This window comes from Pseudooceanicola nanhaiensis, from assembly GCF_020171315.1.
GTDB classification, from domain to species: domain Bacteria; phylum Pseudomonadota; class Alphaproteobacteria; order Rhodobacterales; family Rhodobacteraceae; genus Pseudooceanicola; species Pseudooceanicola nanhaiensis_A.
In genome coordinates this window covers 90,479-110,374 of the sequence record NZ_JAIUZP010000001.1, presented here as the reverse complement: position 1 = coordinate 110,374, position 19,896 = coordinate 90,479, and the positions used below count along the sequence as shown (strand labels likewise).

Genomic DNA, 19,896 nt, shown 5'->3' with positions numbered 1-19,896 from the left:
CCGCATCGGTCGCAGAGCGGATCGAACGGCGGAAACAGGGTGACCCAGTCCAGCAAGGTGAACTTCCTCGAAGTCGGGGCGCGGCTGCGCGCCCACCGGCTGGGCCGCGGCCTCTCGCCCGAGGACCTCGCCCAGAGGCTGGGGATTTCCCGTGCCGCGCTCTACCGCGCCGAGAAGGGCGAGATCGCCAAGATCGAGATGCTGACCGCCATTGCCGAGGAGCTCCATGTTTCTCTGCCCACCCTGCTGGGCGTTGGCATCGAATATGTCGCGAACGCCGTCGGTTTCTTCGAACGGATGCGACAGATCGAGGAGGACAGCGAACAGATCATCGGTCTCTTCAGCCCGATCTCCTACCTCGTCACCACGGACAATTACGACCGGGTTCTGGCCGATGTCCTGCGCGAGTCCGTGGGCGGGGGCGCTGCGCCCGACGTGGATACGATCCTGTCGATCCTGACCCAGAGAAAGCAGCGTTTTCAACAACGTCGCCCGCTTCTGGCCTCGATCATCTCGGACCAGGATCTCGAGAAATTCCTGCGCGACGGGCTGGAAGGCCGCTTCGACCTCGCCCCCGGGGAACGGCAGGTCCGCCGCCGCATGGCGCTCGCCGAGGTTGAGCATATCGTGCGCATGCTGCGCGAGCCCGACATCGGCATCCAGATCGGCGTCGCGCGCGAACCGATCCCCTCGACCTCGTTCCAGATCGCGCGCAAGGGCGGTGCCTCGACACTGACGATCAGCCCCTTCCGGCTGGGCCACAATCCCAACATCCGGGTGGGCGTCGGGCTGATCACGCAGGCCCCTGAGGCGCTGGAGTTGCACGAAGAGATCGCGCAGCGGCTCTGGGCCACCTCCCTCAAGGGGATGGAAGCCGCGAGCCACGTCGAATCGCTGATCGCGAAGCACGGGATCACCTGAGCCACAGCGCCCAAAATCACGGCAACTGACCCAACGTGCACGTCAGGGCTTGCGCCGTCGTCTCATTTTTGAGATTTTCCCCATTGACGCCGGACACGCTAGAGTGAACGCTCAGGCATCCATCGCAACAAGGGACCCCCGGGGAGCGTATAATGAAAACCACCTCCATCCTCTTCGCCGCCGTCGCGGCAACTGGCCTCGGCTTTGCCGCGCCTGCCATGGCGCAGGATTACGTCGCCAAGATCGGCCACCTCGAATCCACCCAGCAGAGCCGCCACATCCACCTCGAGAAGGTCGCGGAACTGGTGAAGGAGCGCACCGAAGGCGCCGTCGAATTCCAGATCTTCCCGCAGGGCCAGCTGGGCAACCAGCGCCAGATGAACGAAGGCGTGCAGCTCGGCACGATGGAGGCGACCGTCGCCCCCGCCGCTTTCCTCGGCGGCTTCAACCCGCTGGTGTCGATCCTCGACATTCCCTACCTGATCCCCGAGGACGCCGAGGCCGCCGCCGCCCTGCGCGACGGTCCCTTCGGTCAGGCGCTGCTCGACAGCTTCTCGGACAAGGGCCTCGTCGCGATCGAGCTCTGGCCGAACGGCAAGAAGCAGTTCACCTCGAACAAGCCGCTCGACTCGATCTCTGATTTCGCGGGCCAGAAGTTCCGCGTCATGGACAGCTCGATCCTGATCGAACAGTTCAACGCGCTTGGCGCCTCCGCCATCGCCCTGCCCTTCGGCGAGCTCTACACCTCGCTGCAGACCGGCGTTGTGGACGGCGAGGAAAACCCGCTCGACACCATCCGCGCGATGAAGTTCTACGAAGTGCAGAAGTACCTCGTCGTCTCCGACCACGGCGCGATGGAGGATGTCGTCCTCTTCAACCCGATGTTCTGGGAAAGCCTGCCGGACGACTACAAGACCATCATCACCGATGCCTTCGCCGAAGTGATCCCCGAGATGACCGCCCACAAGGCCGCGGCCGTCGAAGCCTCGCTGGAAGCCATCAAGGAAGCAGGCACCAACGTCCGCGTCGCGGATGAGGCAGAGCGTGCCGCCTTCCGCGAACAGATGTTCGGCCCGGCCTCCGAGGCCTATGTCGCCAAGACCGGCGAGGCCGGCCAGAAGCTGCTCGACATCTACATGGAAGAAACCGCGCAGTAAGCGGCCCTTCAAATTCTCCCCGTCCCGCCTTCGGGCGGGCCGACTTGCCCGGGCCGGCATTGCCCCGCGCCCGGGTTCTTTGTTTCAGAGGAGTTCTCATGCAAGCCCTCCGCCTTCTCCGGGTGATCGAACGCAGCGTGCTGGTCACGCTCTTCCTCACCATGGTGCTGCTCTACACCGGTTCCGTGGTCACGCGGGAAATCGGCGGCACCTTCGCAAGCCGCTTCGCCTGGATCGAAGAGGCCGTGCGCTTGATGAACCTCTTCCTCGTCTTCCTCGCCCTCGGCCTCGCGCTGGAGCGAGGCAAGCACGTCGGCATCACCAACCTGCGCGAGAAGCTGCCCGACAACCTGCACAAGCTGGTGCAGCGCAGCATCGACGTGGTTGGCGTCGTCTTCAGCCTCTACGTCGCATGGCTGGGCTGGGGCCTCGTGCAGTTCGTGCTGAAAACCGGCCAGAGCTCGCCCACGCTGGGCGTGCCCATGGGCTATATCTACATCGCGCCGGTGGTGGGCTTCGTCCTGCTGGCGCTGCGCTACGGTCTCAGCCTCTTCGGCGTGATCGACCGCTTTGCGCCGCAGGAGTCCGACGCATGATCCTCACCCTGATTATCCTCCTCGCGGTGGTCCTTCTGGCCGCCGGTTTCGAGATGCTGCTGGTGCTGGGCGTGCCCGCACTCGCCTACAAGGAAGCCTTCTACGGCAAGCTGCCCGATGCGGCGGTGGTGCAGAAGATCGTGGGCGGCATCGACCATTCCACCCTGCTGGCCATCCCCTTCTTCATCTTCGCCGCGAACCTCATGGGCTCGGGTCAGATCGCGCGCCAGCTGGTGGGCGTGGTGAAGGCCCTGTTGGGCCACACCCGCGGCGGCATCGGCCACGTGGTCGTCGGCGGCTCGATGGCTTTCGGCTCGGTCTCGGGCTCGGCACCTGCAACGGTCGCCGCCATGGGGCGCATGGTCTATCCCGAGATGCGCGCGGCGGGCTATTCCGACAAGTTCTCCCTCGGCCTGCTGGTCGCCAGCGCCGAGACCGCCCTGCTGATCCCGCCCTCGATCACGCTGATCGTCTACGGCTGGATCACCGGCACCTCGATCTCGCAGCTCTTCGCGGGCGGCCTTGCGGTGGGCGTCGTCCTCGGCATCGCCTTCTCGGTCTTCGTGCACCTGCAGGCCATCAAGGACGGCGTGCAGCCGGGCCCGAAACTGCCGTGGTCCGCGCGCTTCCGCGCCATGTGGGATGCGAAATGGGCGCTCGGCATGCCGGTGATCATCCTCGGCGGCATCTACTCGGGCGTCATCACGCCGACCGAGGCCGCCGCCGTCAGCGTAGTCTACGCGATCCTCGTGGAAATGATCGTCTTCCGCAGCCTCGACCTGAAGGGCCTCTTCAAGATCACCGAGGAGAGCGCGATCAACACTGCGATCATCTTCGTGCTGCTGGCCATGGGCGGGCTGATCTCCTTCTTCGTCACGCTGGCGCAGGTGCCCAACTCGATCATCTCCTTCCTCGACGCGGCGGATGCCGGGCGGATCACCTTCCTGATCGCGGTCAACGTCTGCTTCTTCATCGCGGGGATGTTCGTCGATCCGAACTCCACCATGCTGGTGCTGGTGCCGCCGCTCTACCCGGTCGCGCTCAGCTTCGGGATCGACCCGGTGCACTTCGGCATGATCGTCACCCTGAACGTCTGCCTCGGCATGATCACACCGCCGTTCGGGCTCGACATCTTCGTGGCCTCCTCGACGCTGGGGCGCCCCGTGGCGCAGATCATCGCCGGTGTCTGGCCCTTCGTCGTGGTGAACCTGATCGTGCTGCTGCTGATCACCTACATCCCGCAAATCTCGCTCTTCGTGCCGCGTCTCTTCTTCGGCTGAGAAAGGTCCAAAATGTCCCTGTCTCCCACGATCCTCTCGGTGCCTGCGCCCGAGGGCCTGAGCGCCCGTTGCCTCGAGGCAAGCGCCGTCGTCGTCTCCAACACCCCCGTGAACGGCGAATATCGCCTGCTGGTGCTGGACGCGCCGCGCGAGGCGCTGAACTGCCAGCCGGGCCAGTTCTTCCAACTGCTCTGCCCCGCGCCGGAGGGCGAACACCCCTTCCTGCGCCGCCCGATGAGCATCTACGGCTATGACGCCGAGGCAGGCCGCCTCCAGTTCCTCTACAAGGTCGCAGGTGCGGGCACCCGGGGCCTTGCCACCCTGCGCGCGGGCGACAGCCTGAACGTGCTGGGGCCGCTGGGTCAGGGCTTTTCGATGCCCGAGGACTGGCAGAACCTCATGCTGGTCGCCCGCGGCGTGGGCCTTGCCACGCTGGCCCCGCTGGCGCGCGAGGCACAGGCCAGGGGCCGCCGCCTCACCGCCATCTGCTCCGCCCGTCGCCCGGAACTGGCCATGTCGGTCGAACTGTTCCGCGACTACGGCGCCGAGGTGATCGTGGTCCATGACGAGGACGGCTCCTCCACCCCCGAGGCGCTGCGCCCGCTGATCGAGGCCCGGATCGCCAAGGGCGAGGTCGATGCCTTCTACACCTGCGGCTCTTCGCGCCTTCTGCGGCTATTGCAGGACCTTGGCCGCACCCACGGCATCCCCGGCGAGATCGCCATGGAGCAGCAGATGGCCTGTGGCCTTGGCATGTGTCAGGCCTGCGTGCGCCCCTTCCGGGTGGGCGAGCGCGTGATCCAGCGCCGGGTCTGCCGCGAAGGCCCGGTCTTCCCCATTGCGGAGGCGATGTGATGAAGGACCTGATGACCCCCGACCTCTCGGCGCAGGTGGGCGCGCTGCGCCTTGCCAACCCGATCATGCCGGCCTCTGGCACCTTTTCCGAGGACCTGTCCGATGTCTTCGACCTCGACATCCTCGGCGCGCATGTCCTGAAGACGATCATGCATGGCAAGCGCGACGGCAATCCCACGCCCCGGGTCTGCGACCTGCAGGGCGGGATGCTGAACGCCATCGGCATTCCCTCCAAGGGGATCGAGGATTTCCGCGAGCGCATGCTGCCTTACTGGGCCCGCTACGGCGCGCCGCTGGTGGTCTCGATCTCGGCCCATTCGGTGGATGAATTCGCCCGGCTTTGCGCCGAGGTCTCGCTGCCCGGCGTGGCGGCGATCGAGGCGAATATCTCGTGCCCGAATATCGAGGCCAACGGCAAGGCCTTCGCCATGCGCCCCGAGACGACGCACGACGTCGTCACCCGCCTGCGGGCCGAGACGGACCTGCCCCTTTGGGCCAAGCTGACCCCCAACACCGGCGAGCCGGTAGAGGTCGCACTGGCCGCCGAGGCCGCAGGGGCCGATGCCCTCGTGGTGGCGAACACCGCGCTTGGCATGTCCATCGACATCACCACCCGGCGGCCCAAGCTGGGCAACGTCATGGGCGGCATGTCGGGCCCGGCGATCAAGCCCATCGCCCTGCGGATGACCTACCAGACGGCGCAGGCCTGCAGTATCCCCGTGATCGGCTGCGGCGGCATCGCCACGCTGGACGACGTGCTGGAGTTCCTGATCGCCGGTGCCGCCGCCGTTCAGGTGGGCACCGCGACCTTCCAGTCGCCCACCGTCATGGCGCGTCTCGTGGCAGAGCTTTCGGGCTGGATGCAGGCGCAGGGCGTCACCGCCCTGTCGCAGATCATCGGCACGGTCGAAGCCCCGGCAGAAGGGCTGCACGAATGAAGGACCTACAGGCCGATCCGGCCCTCGCCTCGCTGGCGGAGGAGATCTTCGACGGCATCCGCGCGCTCTCGCCCGACGCGGCGGGCGTCAGCCGCCCGGCGTTTTCCGAGGTGGAGACCGCGACGCTCGACTGGCTGGCGGACTTCGCCCGCCGCAACGGGCTGGCGGTCGAGGAAGACGCGGGCCGCAACCTGCTCTTCTCCCTGCCCGACGATGCGACGGCGGAGAGCTGGGTGCTCATCGGTTCCCACGTGGACAGCGTGCCCATGGGCGGCAACTTCGACGGGCTCGCCGGGGTCGCCGCCGGGCTGATCGTGCTGATCCGCGCCGCCCGTACCGGCACCCGCTTCCGCCGTCCGGTCAAATGCCTTGCCATGCGCGGCGAGGAAAGCGCGTGGTTCGGGGCCTGCTATCTCGGCTCCAAAATGCTGACCGGGCTGCTGCCTGCCGATGAACTCGCCGCCACCCACAAGGCCGACGAGCGCCCGCTGCGCGCGCATCTCGACGCGCTTGGCATCGACACCGCGCCGATCGCCGCCAACCAGCCGATCTGCGACCTGTCGAAGATCGAGGCCTACCTTGAGTTGCACATCGAACAGGGCCCGCTGCTGGTCGAACGCAACATTCCCGCAGCGGTCGTCTCGGGCATCCGCGGCAACTTCCGCCACCGGCTGATCCGATGCATCGGCCAGGCTGGCCACTCCGGCGCGGTGCCGCGGGCCTATCGCCATGACCCGGTGCTGGCCTTTGCCGAACTCATGCACCGGCTCGACGACACCTGGCGGCACCTGTCGCAGACCGGCCGTGACCTCGTGCTGACCTCGGGGATCGTGGGCACCGATCCCACGCGCCACGCGATCTCGCGCATTCCCGACGAACTGGCCTTCTCGCTCGACATCCGCTCGCAGGAGGTCGAGGTGCTGGACCAGATGCGCGCCTACCTGCGCGAGCAAATGGACGACATCGCCCGGTCGCGCGGCGTCAGCTTCGACACCGGCGCGGAGGTCGCGGTCGACCCCGCGCTGATGGACCCGCAGATCATCGCGGGGCTGGAGGCGGCGATGACCCGCGCCACGGGCGATCATTTCACCATGGCCTCGGGCGGCGGGCACGATGCGGCGATCTTCGCGCAGGCGGGCATTCCCGCGGGCATGGTCTTCGTGCGCAACCGCAACGGCAGCCACAACCCGGACGAGGCGATGGAGATCAGCGATTTCATGGTGGGCACGGCGGTGCTTTCCGCCTATCTGGAGGGCGAAGAATGACCGGACCCCTGCCCATGCCCCTCGCCCCCGAAACCCGACAGGATTTCGCCCGCCGTACCGCCCGCGCCCTGCTGGAAATCGGCGCCGTGGAACTGGCCGGCGAGCGGCCCTTCATCCTGTCCTCCGGCGTGGCAAGCCCGGTCTACATCAACGTGCGCAAGGTGATCTCGCATCCCGCGATCCGCGAGATGCTGATGCGCTTTGCCGTCGAGGTACTGGACGCCGACATCGGCCGCGACCAGATCGACAGCATCGCAGGTGCCGAAACGGCGGGCATTCCCTTTGCCGCATGGATCGCCGCGATGACCGGCAAGCCCATGCTCTACGTCCGCAAGCGGGCACAGGGCTTCGGCCCCTCCGCGATGATCGAGGGTGAGGCTCGGCCCGGCAGCCGCGTGCTGCTGGTGGAGGACCTGACCACCGACGGTGCCTCCAAGATCCGCTTCTGCGAGGCGCTGCGGCAGGCCGACGTGCGGGTGCGCGACGTGATCATGCTGTTCCAGTACGACATCTTCCCCGAAACCCGCGCGGCGCTCGCCGATCACGGGCTGCGGCTGCATGCCCTCGCCACATGGCGCGATATCCTGACCGTCGCCCGCGACGGCACGTGGTTCACGCCCGAAGAGTTGACCCGCATCGCAGATTTCCTCGACGCGCCGCTGGACTGGTCCGCGGCCCACGGCGGCTCCCGCCGCCTGATCTTCTGAACAAAGGATTAGACCATGTTCGCCTTCATTCTCGACACCCTCAAGGAACAGGGCCGCAGCATTCTCGCCTACGAGGCGGTGGCCAAGAAATCCTTCACCAAGGCCGTGGCCGAACCGCAGCACGCGGCGGCCTTCTACCTGATCGCCACCAGCGCCGAGAGCTTTGCCGAGCTGCACGAGCGGATGCCGATGTCGAAACAGGACCTCGAGCAGAGCTTCGAGGCCTTCCAGAAGGACATCGAAACGCTGCAGGCCGCCTATGAGGCCGGCGAGCCCGAGACGATCCTCGCCGCGCTGAACCGCGTGGCCGCGGCCCGCGCCAGCACCCGCGCCTAATCTGGCAGCCTGTGCCGGCAGCCTGACGGCAGGCCCCGGACAGCTGTCACACAGGTGAATCCCATGCACCGGGCAGCCCCCGCGGCCCCGGTGGATCGGCGGAGGGCATCCCCTGTCCTCCGCCGCCGTGCCGCGCGGGACCGGCTGGAACCTCCTGCCCCGGGCACATCTCGTGGCACCTCATGGCGACGCTATCGGCACTTTCGTCTCTCTCCCGCAGGCCCGCGCAGCGCCCCTCACTCGTAAAGCGCGCCCGCGGCCTCCAGCCGCCGCTCCAGCGCCGCAAGGGCAAGGTCCGGATCGACGCCTGTCTGGTTGGCGACGTTCACCCGCCAGCCCTCCATGAGCGGCGCCGTCGCGGCCTTCCATGCCGCGATCTCGGCCGGTGACGGGCGATAAGTCACGTGGCCCGGCCGCCCGTCCAGCACGGCACGGCCCTTCTGCTCCTCCTCGACCCAGCCCGCGGCCATCCGCTCGGCCGCGTCGGGCGTGCAGTGCCGGGCGATGACGGCCCGGTCCTCGGGGGCAAGCCCCGCGATCCGCTCCGCGTTCATCAGGATGGCGAAGGTCGAGCTGTAGAATGGCATATCGAGGTGGTGGGTCAGCGTCCGGTCCAGCCCGAAGGTCACGAGGCTGTCCCACGGCGCCGCGATCACCTCGACCTCGCCCTGTTCCAGCAGTGCCCGCATCTCGGTTGCGGGGGCCAGCACGGCCTCGCCGCCCAGATCGCGGATCAACTGCACCATCGTGCCATTGGCCGGACGCACGCTGCGCCCCTTCAGGTCCGCCGGCGCGGTGAGCGGCCCGGAGGTCGCATGCAGGGTGCCGGGGTCATGCTGGAACAGCAGACAGGGATAGACGCCCTCCATCTCCTGCACGGCATAATCCGCATACCACTGCTGGATTGCCTTCGACCCGGCAACGGCGTCGGAGACGAGCATCGGCATCTCGGTCAGCGAGAGCAACGGGAAGCGCCCCGGCGAATAGCCCTGATTGATGAAGACGATGTCGGCGCTGCCCTCGCGGGCCATGTCGTAATGCTCGGCCGCGCGGCCGAGTTGCTGCGCGGGGTAGAGCATCACCTCCAGCCGGCCCCCGCTGGCGCGTTCGATCGACCGCGCCCAGGGGATGAACCCATGGGTGACAAGCGGGTGATCCGCAGGCAGCCAGTGGGACAGCGCCAGTTCGACACGCGGCTTGGCGATGTTCACAGGCTGCGGCAGCCCCTGCGCGCCCAGCTTGCACGGCGCGGCCGCCACGGTGGCGGCGAAAGCGAGGGCCACAAGGCCCCCTGCCAGATCACGGATCATCCGACGTCTCCTCCCTGACGGTGCTGGGTGCGCCGATCGCGGCCGGGCCACCCTGCGGTGTTTCGGGCACGTGGCCCCGGCGCCTCGTCCCGGGCCTCCCCGCCCGCGTCGATTTGCCGTCTTCTCCTCCGGGCAAAGCCCGTCTCCGCCCTCAGCCTAGACGCTGTCGCGCGGGAGCGGAATGGATATTTTCAAGAGCGTGCAGATAGCGCTGCAGACCGCGACTCGCCGCAGGCCTTTCCCCCGCCATATGCCACACGGGACGAGTGTCGTTCCGGGCGGCACCAAGAGGCTGGGCGGGCATTCAATTTTGTGATCACAAGCCGAAATGCCTATGTGCACCATCGCACATGTACTGTGTACATCGGTCTATTCCGGCCCTTTAACGTAGCGAAACTTCTGAGCCCTGTTGACGTGCAGCATTCAGTTTGAAGTGCTTTTTACGGCATCTTGAGAGATTCGCCCTCAGCGCATCGCTCATCCTTGCAGCTACCCGCTCAAAACATAGCCGATCTGCCCCTCCATCTGCCCGGCTTGCGCGCCATCTTGTCGCAAACTACGCGACAGATAGTCGCTGCGCATCTCCGCGCAGACGTTCCCACCCAGATCGGCAGGACTACATTATGACCGACATCCCCGGACTCCCCAGCCGCCGGAGCTTCCTGAAAGCTTCCGCCGCCGGCATGGCACTGAGCGGGCTTGCACTGCCCGCTGCGGCGCAGACCAAACCCGCCCCCGTCTCCCTTGACGACTATTCGCCCGAGTATCTGACCGCAGATGAATGGGCCTTCGTGATGGCCGCGACCGCGCGGCTGATCCCCTCCGAGGGCGATGGCCCCGGCGCCCTCGAAGCCCGCGTTCCGGTCTTCATCGACCTCCAGCTGGCCGGTGACTACGGCACCGCCGACGACTGGTACATGGAAGGCCCCCACGACGCGAACGCCGAACCGGCCCGCGGCTGGCAGACCCCGCTGAACCCGGCGCAGGTCTACCGTCAGGGCATCCCCGCCTTCAACGCATGGTGCGAAGAGACCTACCAGGCGGAATTCGCCGCGCTGGAGCCGGCACAGCAGGACGAAGCCCTGACCGCCCTCCAGAAGGGCGAGGTCGGCCTGCCCGCAGAGGTGCGTGACTTCTTCACCATCCTGCTCGCCAACACCAAGGAAGGCTATTTCGCGGACCCGCAGTACGGCGGGAACTTCGAAATGCAGTCCTGGGTCTACATCGGCTTCCCGGGCGCGCGCGCCGCGTTCCGCGAATGGCCGACCCGGCACAACGTGAAATACCCGCTTGGTCCCGTCTCGATCAGCGGTGAAAGGGCATAAGAATGGCACGTCAGGAAAAGAAAAAGGACGTGGTCATCGTTGGCCTCGGCTGGACCGGCTCGATCGCAGGGATCGAACTGTGCCGCGAGGGCCTCGAAATCGTCGCGCTCGAACGCGGCCATGACCAGAGCACCGTCCCCAACTTCGAGTACCCGCAACAGATCGACGAGCTGAAGTACGGCGTCCGTCTGAAGATGATGCAGAAGCCGTCGCAGCAGACGGTGACCGTGCGCCGCAACGACGGTGAAACGGCTCTGCCCTATCGCTCGCTCGGCTCCTTCCTGCCCGGCAACGGCGTTGGCGGTGCCGGCACGCACTGGAACGGCCTGAACTGGCGTCCCCAGCCCGAGGAACTGCGCCTGCGGTCCTACGTGGCCGAGAACTGGGGCGAAGAGATCATCCCCGAGGGCATGAACCTCGGCGACTATCCCGTCAGCTATGACGAGATGGAGCCCTTCTTCACCCACTTCGAGAAGGTCGCAGGGATTTCCGGCAAGGCCGGCAACGTGAACGGCGAGATCCGCGAGGGCGGCAACCCGTTCGAGGGCTGGCGGTCGGAAGACTACCCGATGCCCCCCACGGCGACGACCTACGACAGCTCGAAGTTCCAGGAGGCCTGCCTGGCCGCGGGCTACCACCCGTTCCCCGCCCCTGCCGGTATCGCCTCCACGGCCTATACCAACCCCTACGGGATGCAGATGGGCCCCTGCAACTTCTGCGGCTTCTGCGAGCGCTACGGCTGCTACCAGTACTCCAAGTCCTCGCCCCAGACGGCGATCCTGGATGCGCTGAAGATGCAGCCCAACTTCTCCTACCGGACCGAGTCCGAGGTGCTGCGCGTGGAACTGGCCGAAGACGGCAAGACCGCGACCGGCGTCACCTACTGGGACCACAAGGCCGGCGAAGAGGTCTTCCAGCCCGCCGACATCGTGATCCTGTCCAGCTACCAGCTGAACAACGTGCACCTGATGCTGCTCTCGGGGCTGGGCGAAGCCTACAACCCGCTGACCGGCATGGGCACGCTCGGCAAGAACTACGCCTACCAGATGAACGGTGGCGTCTCGATGTTCTTCAAGGACGAGAACTTCAACCCCTTCGTCGGCCACGGCGCGAACGGGATGTGCATCGACGACTTCTCGGTCAACCAGAACGACTTCGGTGCGCTCGGGTTCATCGGGGGCTCCTACTGGCGTTCGGGTACCTTCAACGGCCAGCCGATCCGCAACATGCCGCTGCCCAAGGGCACCGCATCGTGGGGCGCAGGCTGGAAGGAAGGCATCGGCGAGTGGTACGGCCACGCCATGTCGATCGGGTCGCACGGCTCGCACATGTCCTATGCCAACAACCACCTCGACCTTGATCCGACCTACAAGGACAAGCACGGCCGTCCGCTGATGCGGATGACGTTCAACTGGCAGGACAACGACCTGCGGATGAACCAGTACATGAAGTCCCAGATGGAACCACTCGCGGCCTCCATGAACCCGGACGTCATGCAGTCGGGCTTCAAGGGCATCGGCGCGCAATACGACGTGCGTCCGTACCAGACCACGCACAACACCGGCGGCCACATCATGTCGGCGAACCCGACCGAAGGCGCGGTGAACAAGTTCAGCCAGACCTGGAAGGCGCACAACGTCTTCGCCATGGGCGCAGGCAACTTCGTGCAGAACACCCAGTACAACCCCACCGGCCTCGTCGGCGGCCTGGCGTACCACACGGTCCACGCCATCCGGACGCAGTACCTGTCCAACCCGCGTCCGCTGGTCTGAGGAGAGCGTAGATGAAAACTTTTCTCCGTATCATTGCCGGGCTGGCGGTTCTGGGCGTCGTCGCCCTGCTGGCCTTCATCTTCGTGCCGGTGCAGCGTAGCGCACCGGCGACCGATCTGGCCGCCGACTGGCAGCCAGAACCCGGTCAGGGCGAATACGTGATGCATGCCTCGGACTGCGTGGCCTGCCACACCGCCGATGGCGGCGAGAACATGGCCGGTGGCCGTGCCATCGCCAGCCCCATGGGCACCATCTGGTCGACCAACATCACCCCCGACAAGGACACCGGCATCGGCAACTGGTCCTATGCCGACTTCCGTGGCGCGATGGTGGACGGCGTGACGCCGAACGGCACGCACCTCTACCCCGCGATGCCCTACGAGAACTATCGCCTGATGAGCGAAGAGGACCTGCGCGCCCTCTACGACTACATCATGACCGAGGTTCCCGCGGTGTCGAACAAGGTGGAAGAGACCAAGCTCTCCTTCCCGTTCAACCTGCGCTTCGGCATCCGGGCGTGGAACTGGCTGGCGCTCACCCATGAGCCGGGCTTCACCCCCACCAGCTCGACCGAAGCCGAGACCCGCGGCCAGTACCTTGTCGAAGGTCCGGGCCACTGCGCGGCCTGCCACAGCCCGCGTACCGCCTTCATGTCGCAGGATGGCATCACCGCCTCGGACGAGAACTTCCTCACCGGCGGCGTGATCGACGGCTGGAACGCCCCTGCCCTGCGCGGTGCCGATAGCGCGCCCCAGCAGTGGAGCACGGAAGAACTGGCGCTCTACCTCGCCACCGGCCGCAACGCGCATTCCGCCGCCAACGGCGAAATGGGCCTCGTGGTCGAGCATTCGCTCCAGCACCTCACCGACGAGGACAACATCGCCATGGCGGCGTTCCTCAAGGGGATCGACGGCGCCGATGTGGACCTGCCGGACACGATCGCAGCGGCAGATCACCGCTCGATGGCGCCGGCCCCGGCAGATGCCGCAGGCGAAGCGACGGCCAAGATGCTGACCGAAGCCAGCCCGGACATCTCGCTCGGTGCGCGTCTCTACCTCGACAACTGCTCGGCCTGCCACTTCGTGACCGGCAAGGGTGCGCCCGAGATCTTCCCGGAACTGGCACACAACGCGCTTGTCACCGGGTCGGAAACCAAGCCGCTGGTCTCGATCATCCTGAACGGGGCCGAGGTGCCGGGCACTGCGAAACGTCCGATGACGCTGCGCATGCAGGGCTACGCCAACCGTCTCTCCGATGACGAGGTTGCGGAACTGGCCAGCTTCCTGCGCTCGGCCTGGGGCAACGACGCAAGCGCCGTCACCGCCGCCGATGTCGCCGCTGTCCGGGCCGCTGGCGCCAGCCACTGAGCCCCCTCCGGGACTGACCAAACCGAAAGGGGCCGCATCTGCGGCCCCTTTTTTCTATCCGGTGATCTGTGGCCGCGCGGCGCTACCCAAGGCGCGTTTCAGCCAGCACGTCCCCCCTCGCGGGTCCGGCTGCGCGACTGGAGCCAGGCCATCTGGCCCTCGGTCTCGATCGAATCCGGGAATTGCTCCCTCACCGCGAGGATCGCCTCTCCAAGCGACATCCCGCGCTCGATCAGCAGCCCCGCCGCGATGGTGCCCGACCGCCCCGCGCCATAGTGGCAGGACACGCCCAGCGTCTGTCCCGCCGCCAGCAGTTCCGCGACCGCCGGGGCGATCCGCTGCCAGTCCTGATCGAAGGCCGCACCCGGCACGCCGTAGTCCCGGATCGGCAGATGCTCCAGCGGCAGGCCACGGGCCGCGGCTGCCTCGCGCAGGCCGTCGAAGGCCCCCGCGGGCATCTCCGTCTCTTCGACCAGCACCACCAGCAGCGCGCAGTCCGCCATCGTCGGATGATCCAGCGTCGCCGCCAGCCGCTCCGGGTCGGACGCGGGCTGCCCGCCCTCGCCAATCGCCAGACCGGGGAAGCCCATGGTCACGATATGGCCGCCCCCCGGCACCTGCAGCCGGGTGCGGAGACTGGTGGTGGCGCGGGCTTCGGCCGCACGCTGATCGTCGGAGAAGATCTTCATCGGGGACAACACATCTGGCTTTCGCAAGGGGACTCATGAAACGGACACCGGACCTCACAGAAGGACCGGGCAACGAAAAACAGCTGTATACAGCGTTTCGCTCCGGATCACATGCATCTATTTCAGCATGCCCGCCTTTACCGGCAAACTCCTGCCGAAGAGCCAATATTTATTGATCCCGCGCAAGTCCTTTGCACGAGACGGGGGAAAAGTGAAAGTTTGGCTCACGCGTGCAGGATCACCCTGAGGGCGACAGCCGAAAAACGGACATTACGCCGCGTCCGGCGCTCAGTTCATCCCCGGCGCAGCAGCGCTTTCTTCAGCCGACCGTGCACGCCCTTTTCCTGATTGACCGATTGAGTCACCGCGAAGTCGGCAGCCAGCGAGCAAAGCTGGTAGGCCTCGGTCTCGGAGATGTCGACGTGTTCGCGGATCATCGCGATCATCTGGCGCAGCGCGATCTGCAGAGCGGTGTCGAGGCTGGCATGGAACCCCATGGAGATGATCTCCTCCGCCGTCTCGGCGCGGGGGAAGTCGATCGGAGTCTCGCCCTTCTTCAGCACGTCGAAGGTGAAGGTGCCGGTCAGCGCCGTCTCAAGCGCAGTGATGCAGACCTCGCCATCGCCCTGGCAGCCGTGGCCGTCCCCGCAGGAGAAGAGCCCGCCCTCGACATGGACCGGCAAGTAGAGGACCGCGCCCTCGGTCAGCAGTTTCAGGTCCATGTTGCCGCCATGCAGGCGGGGCTGGGTCGAGGCCAGTTCGCCCCACTCCGGCGGCGGGGCCACGCCCATGACGCCGAAGAACGGGTCCAGCGGCAAGGTGGCGCCCCAGGGCAGCTTGGCGGTCTTCGCGGCCCGATCGATGGGGATCACCGTGGTGGCCTTGCCCGACACCGGGAATTCCCCCGGCAGGGTGCCCGCGGTGGGGCGCACGATGTTGAAGCCCCAGTCGGCGCCGAGGTCGATCTTCTCGATCGTGATCTTCAGCACGTCGCCGGGCATCGCCCCCTTGATGGCGACCGGCCCCGTCAGCAGATGGGCGACGCGCGGCAGGTCGGCGGCGAGGATCGCCCGGTGGGTGTCGGTCACGGTCAGCCCGCTTGCCGGGTCCGGCAGGACCTCCTCCTTGCCAGAGAGCGTTTCGATCACGATCCGGTCGCCCGCGTCGATCTCCTTGACCGGCGGCAGGTCAGACCAGAAGCGGCCCCAGTGGACAGTGTCTGGCGTGGCGGAAAGGCTGTGGTCGGTCATCGCGGGTCCTCTCGATTGGTCGGGCAGAGCCTCCTCCTCAGCCCGGGGAAGGTAAAGCCCAAACCGTGGCCCGCGCCGGCCCCCGCCCGCACTGCCTCAAATCCGCGCGCCGCACCGCGACAGCTCGGGTTTCCATGGGCAAGACATTGAGAAATCGTTAGCATTACGGGAAGGTTATCGCAGGAATTGAACGGAGTGATCCCAATGGCTGCAGGTCAGCGCCGCATCGTCTCGTCCCAGCACCTCGCCGAAGGGCCCGCTGGCGAGGCCTCGGAATTCGAATTCGGGCTCACGATCGCCTACAACAGCTTTTCGCGCTGGATGCAGCGGTGCATGGCGGCGGCCGGCGGGGGCGAGATGTCGCCGCTGGAGATCCTCGTGCTGCACAACACGAACCACCGCAACCGTGACAAGCGCCTCAACGACATCTGCTTCCTGCTGAACATCGAAGACAGCCACACGGTCACCTACGCCCTGCGCAAGCTGGTGAAGCTGGAGTTCCTCGAAACGGAAAAGCGCGGCAAGGAGGTGTTCTACCGCACCTCCCAGAAGGGCCGCGCCCTGTGCGAGAGCTACCGCGCCGTGCGCGAGGACTGCCTGCTCGAACCGCTGCTGGACGGCAATATGGCGGGGGAGAAGCTTTCCGAACTGGCCGCCGCCCTCCGCGTGCTTTCGGGCTACTACGACCAGGCCAGCCGCGCGGCCTCGTCGCTCTGAAGCCGTCCGGATTGCCCCGCCCCGCCGGGGGGATGCGACGCCCCCCGGACTTTTCAAAAAGTCCGGACCGGAAAATTCGAATGTTCCGGGGGTCCGCGCGGGCCCTCTCCGCAGGCGCGGAAAAGTCTTGAAACAAGACTTTTCCCAAGAATTTTCCTTAAAATTCTTGGCTGCGGGCGGCGCGGTCAGTTCCCCATGGCGGAGGGCAGGAAAGTGACGATCCCGGGCACCAGCGTGATCAGCAGCACCGCTAGCAACAACAGCCCGAAGAAGGGCAGCGCCGCCTTGGCGATCTTCATGATGTTGGAGCCGGTCAGCCCCTGTATCACGAAGAGGTTGAAGCCCACCGGCGGGGTGATCTGGCTCATCTCCACCACGAGCACGAGGTAGACCCCGAACCACAGCGGGTCGATCCCCGCGGCCTCGACCATCGGCAGGATGATCGACGTGGTCAGCACCACGACCGAGATCCCGTCGAGGAAGCAGCCCAGCACGATGAAGAACAGGGTCAGCACCGCCAGCAGCGCATAGGACGACAGGCCGAAGGTCCCGATCCAGGCGGCGAGGTTGCGCGGGATACCGGTGAAGCCCATGGCGACCGAGAGCACCGCCGCCCCCAGCAGGATGAAGGCGATCATCGCGCTTGTCCGCATGGCCGACATCAGCGCCTCGAAAAAGTCGCTGCGGCTGAAGCTGCCGGTGGAGACCGCGAGGATCAGCGAGAAGAGCACGCCCACCGCCGCCGCATCCGTGGGCGAGGCGACGCCGGTGTAGATCGTCCCGATCACCCCGCCGATCAGCAGCACCACGGGCAGGAGGCTGCGCGAGGCGCGCAGCTTCTCCCGCAGGGAATACTGCGCCTCTTCCACCGGGATCAGCCCCGGCGACATCCACGCCCGCAGCGCCACGTAGCCGCCAAAGAGCGCGACCAGCATGATCCCCGGCAGGATGCCCGCGATGAAGAGCCGGGCGATGGATTGCTCGGTCGCCACGCCGTAAACGATCAGGATCACCGAGGGCGGGATCAGGAAGCCCAGCGTGGCGGACCCTGCCAGCGTGCCGAGCACGAGGCTTTCGGGATAGCCGCGCCGCATCAGCTCCGGCACCGACATCCGCCCGATGGTGGCCGCCGTGGCGGCGGAGGAGCCCGAGACCGCGGCAAAGATCGCGCAGCCCAGCACGTTGACATGCAGCAGCCGCCCCGGTGCCCGGGTCAGCCAGGGCGCCAGCCCGCTGAACATGTCCTTCGACAGGGAGGAGCGCAGCAGGATCTCTCCCATCAGGATGAAGAGCGGCAGCGCCGCCAGCGGCCAACTGTGGCTGTGGCCCCAGAGCGTGGTGGCCAGCACCAGCCCCGTGGGCGCGTTGGAGAAGAAGGTCAGCCCCGCCAGCGCCACGACCAGCAGCGAGACGGCGACCCAGACGCCGCTGGCCAGAAGCACCAGCAGCAGACCGAGGAGGATGGAGAAGACGACGGGATCGGACATGTCAGGCGCTCCTCATTCGGTCGTGTCGTCGATCAGGACGGGACGGCGGGCCAGAAGGCTCTCCACCAGCCGGTCGAAGATCGAGAGGGTCAGAAGGATCAGCCCCGCCACCATGACGATCTGGGGGATCCAGATCGGGATGGCGATCATGCCGGTGGACTTGTCGCCGTAGTGGTGGCTCTCGAGCAGCAGGGCGAGCGCATACCACGCTGCGTAGGCCATGGCGCAGCCGGCGACCGCGAGGGAGAAGAGCTCCAACGCCCAGCGTCCGCCCTCCCCCATCCGCGACAGGAAGAGGTTCACCCGGATATGCCCGCCGTGGCGGAACGTCGGCGCGAGGGCGAGGAAGCTGGCCGCGGCCAGCATGTAGCCCGCGAAATCGGCATAGGACGGGATCGTGTAGGACAGCGACGGTCCGCCGAGGCGGGCGAGGATGTTGAGACCGACCTGCGCACTGACGAGCAGGCAGATCGCGAGGATCGACAGCGCGGCAAGCGCGCCGGAAATCAGGTAGAGCGTATCGAGCAGGCGGCGCATGGCGGGGCCTCCCTGATGGGCTGGACGAGATGGGGAACCGCCGCCTCGCCCCGCGACGCGCGGGAAACCAAGAAGCGGCGGCAGGCGACCTGTGGGGCGGCCCGGTCGCGCCGCGATGCAGGCGCGCGTCCCGGGACCGGGCGGCGACGAGCAAGGCAACCGGCCGGACAAGGCGGCGGTCGGCCTCTGTCACGGGGCCTCAGATGACGAAACGGCCCGCCCCTTGAAGGACAGGCCGCAGCCGGATCACCGTGCCTCGTAGGCCTCAAGGATCGCCATGGCCTCCGGCCCGGCCTTCTCTTTCCAGCCGTCGAGCATCTGGGCGCCGATGGCCTGAAGACCCTCGGTCAAGGCGGCGCTCGGGGCGGCGATGGTCATGCCGTTGGCCTTCATCTCGGCGGTCTTGGCCTCGGCCTCGGCCTTGGACATCTCCCAGCCGCGGGTCTCGGCCTCAGCGGCGGCGGCCAGCACGGCCTCCTGCACGTCGGCGCCCAGACGGTCGAAGGCCCGCTGGTTCACCACGACGATGTTCTTGGGCACCCAGGCATCGATCTGGGTGTAGGTGTCGACAAAGTCCCAGGCCTTGGAGTTGGCGCCGGTGGAGGGCGAGGTGATCATCGCCTCGACCTGACCGGTGGTGAAGGCCTGCGGGATATCCGCGGCCTCGACCTGGACAGGCGCGGCCTTGGCGAGCGTGGCGAATTGCTCCAGCGCCGGGTTGTAGGCCCGGAACCGCAGACCGGCGAGGTCATCGACGGTGGCGATCTCGCCGTTGGTGTAAAGCCCCTGCGCCGGCCATGCGACGGAGAAGAGCGGCTTGAGGCCCTGCTTGGCCAGCAACTCCTCGATCACCGGCTTCTGAGCGGCCCAGAGTGCCTCGGCATCGTCGTAGCTGGTGGCAAGGAAGGGCTGGCTGTCCATCCCGAAGGCGAGGTCCTCGTTCGCCAGCGTGGAGAGGAAGAACTCGCCCAGCGGGACCTGCCCCGAGCGGACGGCGTTCTTGATCTCGCCATGGGGGAAGAGCGAGCCCGCGGAATGGACCTCGATGGTGAGGGCGCCGCCGGTGGCCTCGGCCACGTCTTCGGCGAACTCGCGGATGTTCTGGGTGTGGAAGGTGGCATCGCCATAGGGCGTCGGCATGTCCCAGGTCTGGGCCTGGGCAGCCGTGGCGATCCCCATCGCCGCGGCGACGGTGAGCACGAACTTGTTCATCTTCATTCTCCTGTCGAAAGGGTGAAGTTATCTTCACCTCACTGTCATAACGTTGACAATTTGTCGGCGTTTTGCATCTTGTGTCAATGAAAACTTTGAATGCCCCTCTCCCGAGGCCGCTCAGACAGGCGAAAAGAAAAGAGGAAGGGGCCCCACCGACAGGGTACAAGACAGC

19 protein-coding genes are annotated in these 19,896 nt (G+C 66.7%); 13 read left to right on the top strand and 6 right to left on the bottom strand.

Features of this window, described 5'->3' with window-relative positions:
* The first annotated feature begins 39 nt into the window (after positions 1-39).
* The 9 genes from LCM32_RS00495 to LCM32_RS00455 all read left to right on the top strand — a co-directional run bounded on the left by LCM32_RS00495 (position 40) and on the right by LCM32_RS00455 (position 8,055).
* On the top strand, positions 40-921 hold the full coding sequence (locus LCM32_RS00495) for a helix-turn-helix domain-containing protein (protein WP_224819105.1): 882 nt from the start codon (positions 40-42) through the stop codon (positions 919-921).
* A gap of 152 nt (positions 922-1,073) precedes the next feature.
* Positions 1,074-2,078 (top strand): TRAP transporter substrate-binding protein, encoded by a 1,005-nt coding sequence (locus tag LCM32_RS00490; RefSeq protein WP_224819104.1) that lies wholly within the window; start codon positions 1,074-1,076, stop codon positions 2,076-2,078.
* A 98-nt stretch (positions 2,079-2,176) separates the two neighbouring features.
* On the top strand, positions 2,177-2,674 hold the full coding sequence (locus LCM32_RS00485; RefSeq protein ID WP_224819103.1) for a TRAP transporter small permease: 498 nt from the start codon (positions 2,177-2,179) through the stop codon (positions 2,672-2,674).
* Positions 2,671-3,954 (top strand): TRAP transporter large permease, encoded by a 1,284-nt coding sequence (locus LCM32_RS00480; RefSeq protein ID WP_224819102.1) that lies wholly within the window; start codon positions 2,671-2,673, stop codon positions 3,952-3,954. Before LCM32_RS00485 ends, LCM32_RS00480 begins: the two co-directional genes overlap by 4 nt.
* Before the next feature lie 12 nt (positions 3,955-3,966).
* Positions 3,967-4,809 carry a dihydroorotate dehydrogenase electron transfer subunit gene (locus tag LCM32_RS00475; RefSeq protein ID WP_224819101.1) on the top strand — a complete coding sequence of 281 codons (843 nt, stop codon included), beginning with the start codon at positions 3,967-3,969 and terminating at the stop codon, positions 4,807-4,809.
* A complete protein-coding gene (locus LCM32_RS00470) occupies positions 4,809-5,747 on the top strand; it encodes a dihydroorotate dehydrogenase (RefSeq protein ID WP_224819100.1) in 939 nt (312 codons plus the stop codon). Before LCM32_RS00475 ends, LCM32_RS00470 begins: the two co-directional genes overlap by 1 nt.
* The gene (locus LCM32_RS00465) at positions 5,744-7,012 is read left to right on the top strand and encodes a Zn-dependent hydrolase (RefSeq protein WP_224819099.1); all 1,269 of its coding nucleotides are present in this window, start codon (positions 5,744-5,746) and stop codon (positions 7,010-7,012) included. The genes LCM32_RS00470 and LCM32_RS00465 overlap by 4 nt, the downstream gene beginning before the upstream one ends.
* Positions 7,009-7,719: an orotate phosphoribosyltransferase gene (locus LCM32_RS00460; protein ID WP_224819098.1), complete on the top strand. Its 711-nt coding sequence runs from the start codon at positions 7,009-7,011 to the stop codon at positions 7,717-7,719. Before LCM32_RS00465 ends, LCM32_RS00460 begins: the two co-directional genes overlap by 4 nt.
* Positions 7,720-7,734: 15 nt before the next feature.
* Positions 7,735-8,055 (top strand): hypothetical protein, encoded by a 321-nt coding sequence (locus LCM32_RS00455; RefSeq protein WP_224819097.1) that lies wholly within the window; start codon positions 7,735-7,737, stop codon positions 8,053-8,055.
* 236 nt (positions 8,056-8,291) lie between these two features.
* Here the strand turns inward: LCM32_RS00455 and LCM32_RS00450 are convergent, their stop codons facing one another.
* Positions 8,292-9,365, bottom strand: coding sequence for a TRAP transporter substrate-binding protein (locus LCM32_RS00450; protein WP_224819096.1), 1,074 nt, complete (start codon positions 9,363-9,365; stop codon positions 8,292-8,294).
* Positions 9,366-9,988: 623 nt separating this feature from the next.
* On the opposite strand from LCM32_RS00450, the gene LCM32_RS00445 reads away from it, so the two are divergent.
* From LCM32_RS00445 to LCM32_RS00435, 3 genes are read left to right on the top strand one after another with little or no spacing between them, the layout of a single operon-like run.
* Complete coding sequence (locus tag LCM32_RS00445) at positions 9,989-10,690, top strand: gluconate 2-dehydrogenase subunit 3 family protein (protein ID WP_224819095.1); 702 nt, start codon at positions 9,989-9,991, stop codon at positions 10,688-10,690.
* A 2-nt stretch (positions 10,691-10,692) separates the two neighbouring features.
* Positions 10,693-12,462: a GMC family oxidoreductase gene (locus LCM32_RS00440; RefSeq protein ID WP_224819094.1), complete on the top strand. Its 1,770-nt coding sequence runs from the start codon at positions 10,693-10,695 to the stop codon at positions 12,460-12,462.
* A gap of 11 nt (positions 12,463-12,473) precedes the next feature.
* Positions 12,474-13,829 (top strand): cytochrome c, encoded by a 1,356-nt coding sequence (locus LCM32_RS00435; protein WP_224819093.1) that lies wholly within the window; start codon positions 12,474-12,476, stop codon positions 13,827-13,829.
* Between the two features lie 98 nt (positions 13,830-13,927).
* Here LCM32_RS00435 and LCM32_RS00430 read toward each other — a convergent pair whose 3' ends face one another.
* Positions 13,928-14,518: a hypothetical protein gene (locus tag LCM32_RS00430; RefSeq protein WP_224819092.1), complete on the bottom strand. Its 591-nt coding sequence runs from the start codon at positions 14,516-14,518 to the stop codon at positions 13,928-13,930.
* Positions 14,519-14,811: 293 nt separating this feature from the next.
* Positions 14,812-15,768 carry an acetamidase/formamidase family protein gene (locus LCM32_RS00425; RefSeq protein WP_224819091.1) on the bottom strand — a complete coding sequence of 319 codons (957 nt, stop codon included), beginning with the start codon at positions 15,766-15,768 and terminating at the stop codon, positions 14,812-14,814.
* Positions 15,769-15,972: 204 nt separating this feature from the next.
* Between LCM32_RS00425 and LCM32_RS00420 the strand changes: the two genes are divergently transcribed.
* Entirely contained in the window at positions 15,973-16,485 is a 513-nt protein-coding gene (locus tag LCM32_RS00420) for a winged helix DNA-binding protein (protein WP_224819090.1), read from the top strand.
* A 185-nt stretch (positions 16,486-16,670) separates the two neighbouring features.
* Here the strand turns inward: LCM32_RS00420 and LCM32_RS00415 are convergent, their stop codons facing one another.
* From LCM32_RS00415 to LCM32_RS00405, 3 genes are all read right to left on the bottom strand, one after another.
* The gene (locus LCM32_RS00415; protein ID WP_224819089.1) at positions 16,671-17,972 is read right to left on the bottom strand and encodes a TRAP transporter large permease; all 1,302 of its coding nucleotides are present in this window, start codon (positions 17,970-17,972) and stop codon (positions 16,671-16,673) included.
* 12 nt (positions 17,973-17,984) lie between these two features.
* Positions 17,985-18,509 carry a TRAP transporter small permease gene (locus tag LCM32_RS00410; RefSeq protein WP_224819088.1) on the bottom strand — a complete coding sequence of 175 codons (525 nt, stop codon included), beginning with the start codon at positions 18,507-18,509 and terminating at the stop codon, positions 17,985-17,987.
* A 246-nt stretch (positions 18,510-18,755) separates the two neighbouring features.
* Positions 18,756-19,721 (bottom strand): TRAP transporter substrate-binding protein, encoded by a 966-nt coding sequence (locus LCM32_RS00405; protein WP_224819087.1) that lies wholly within the window; start codon positions 19,719-19,721, stop codon positions 18,756-18,758.
* Positions 19,722-19,896 lie beyond the last annotated feature (175 nt).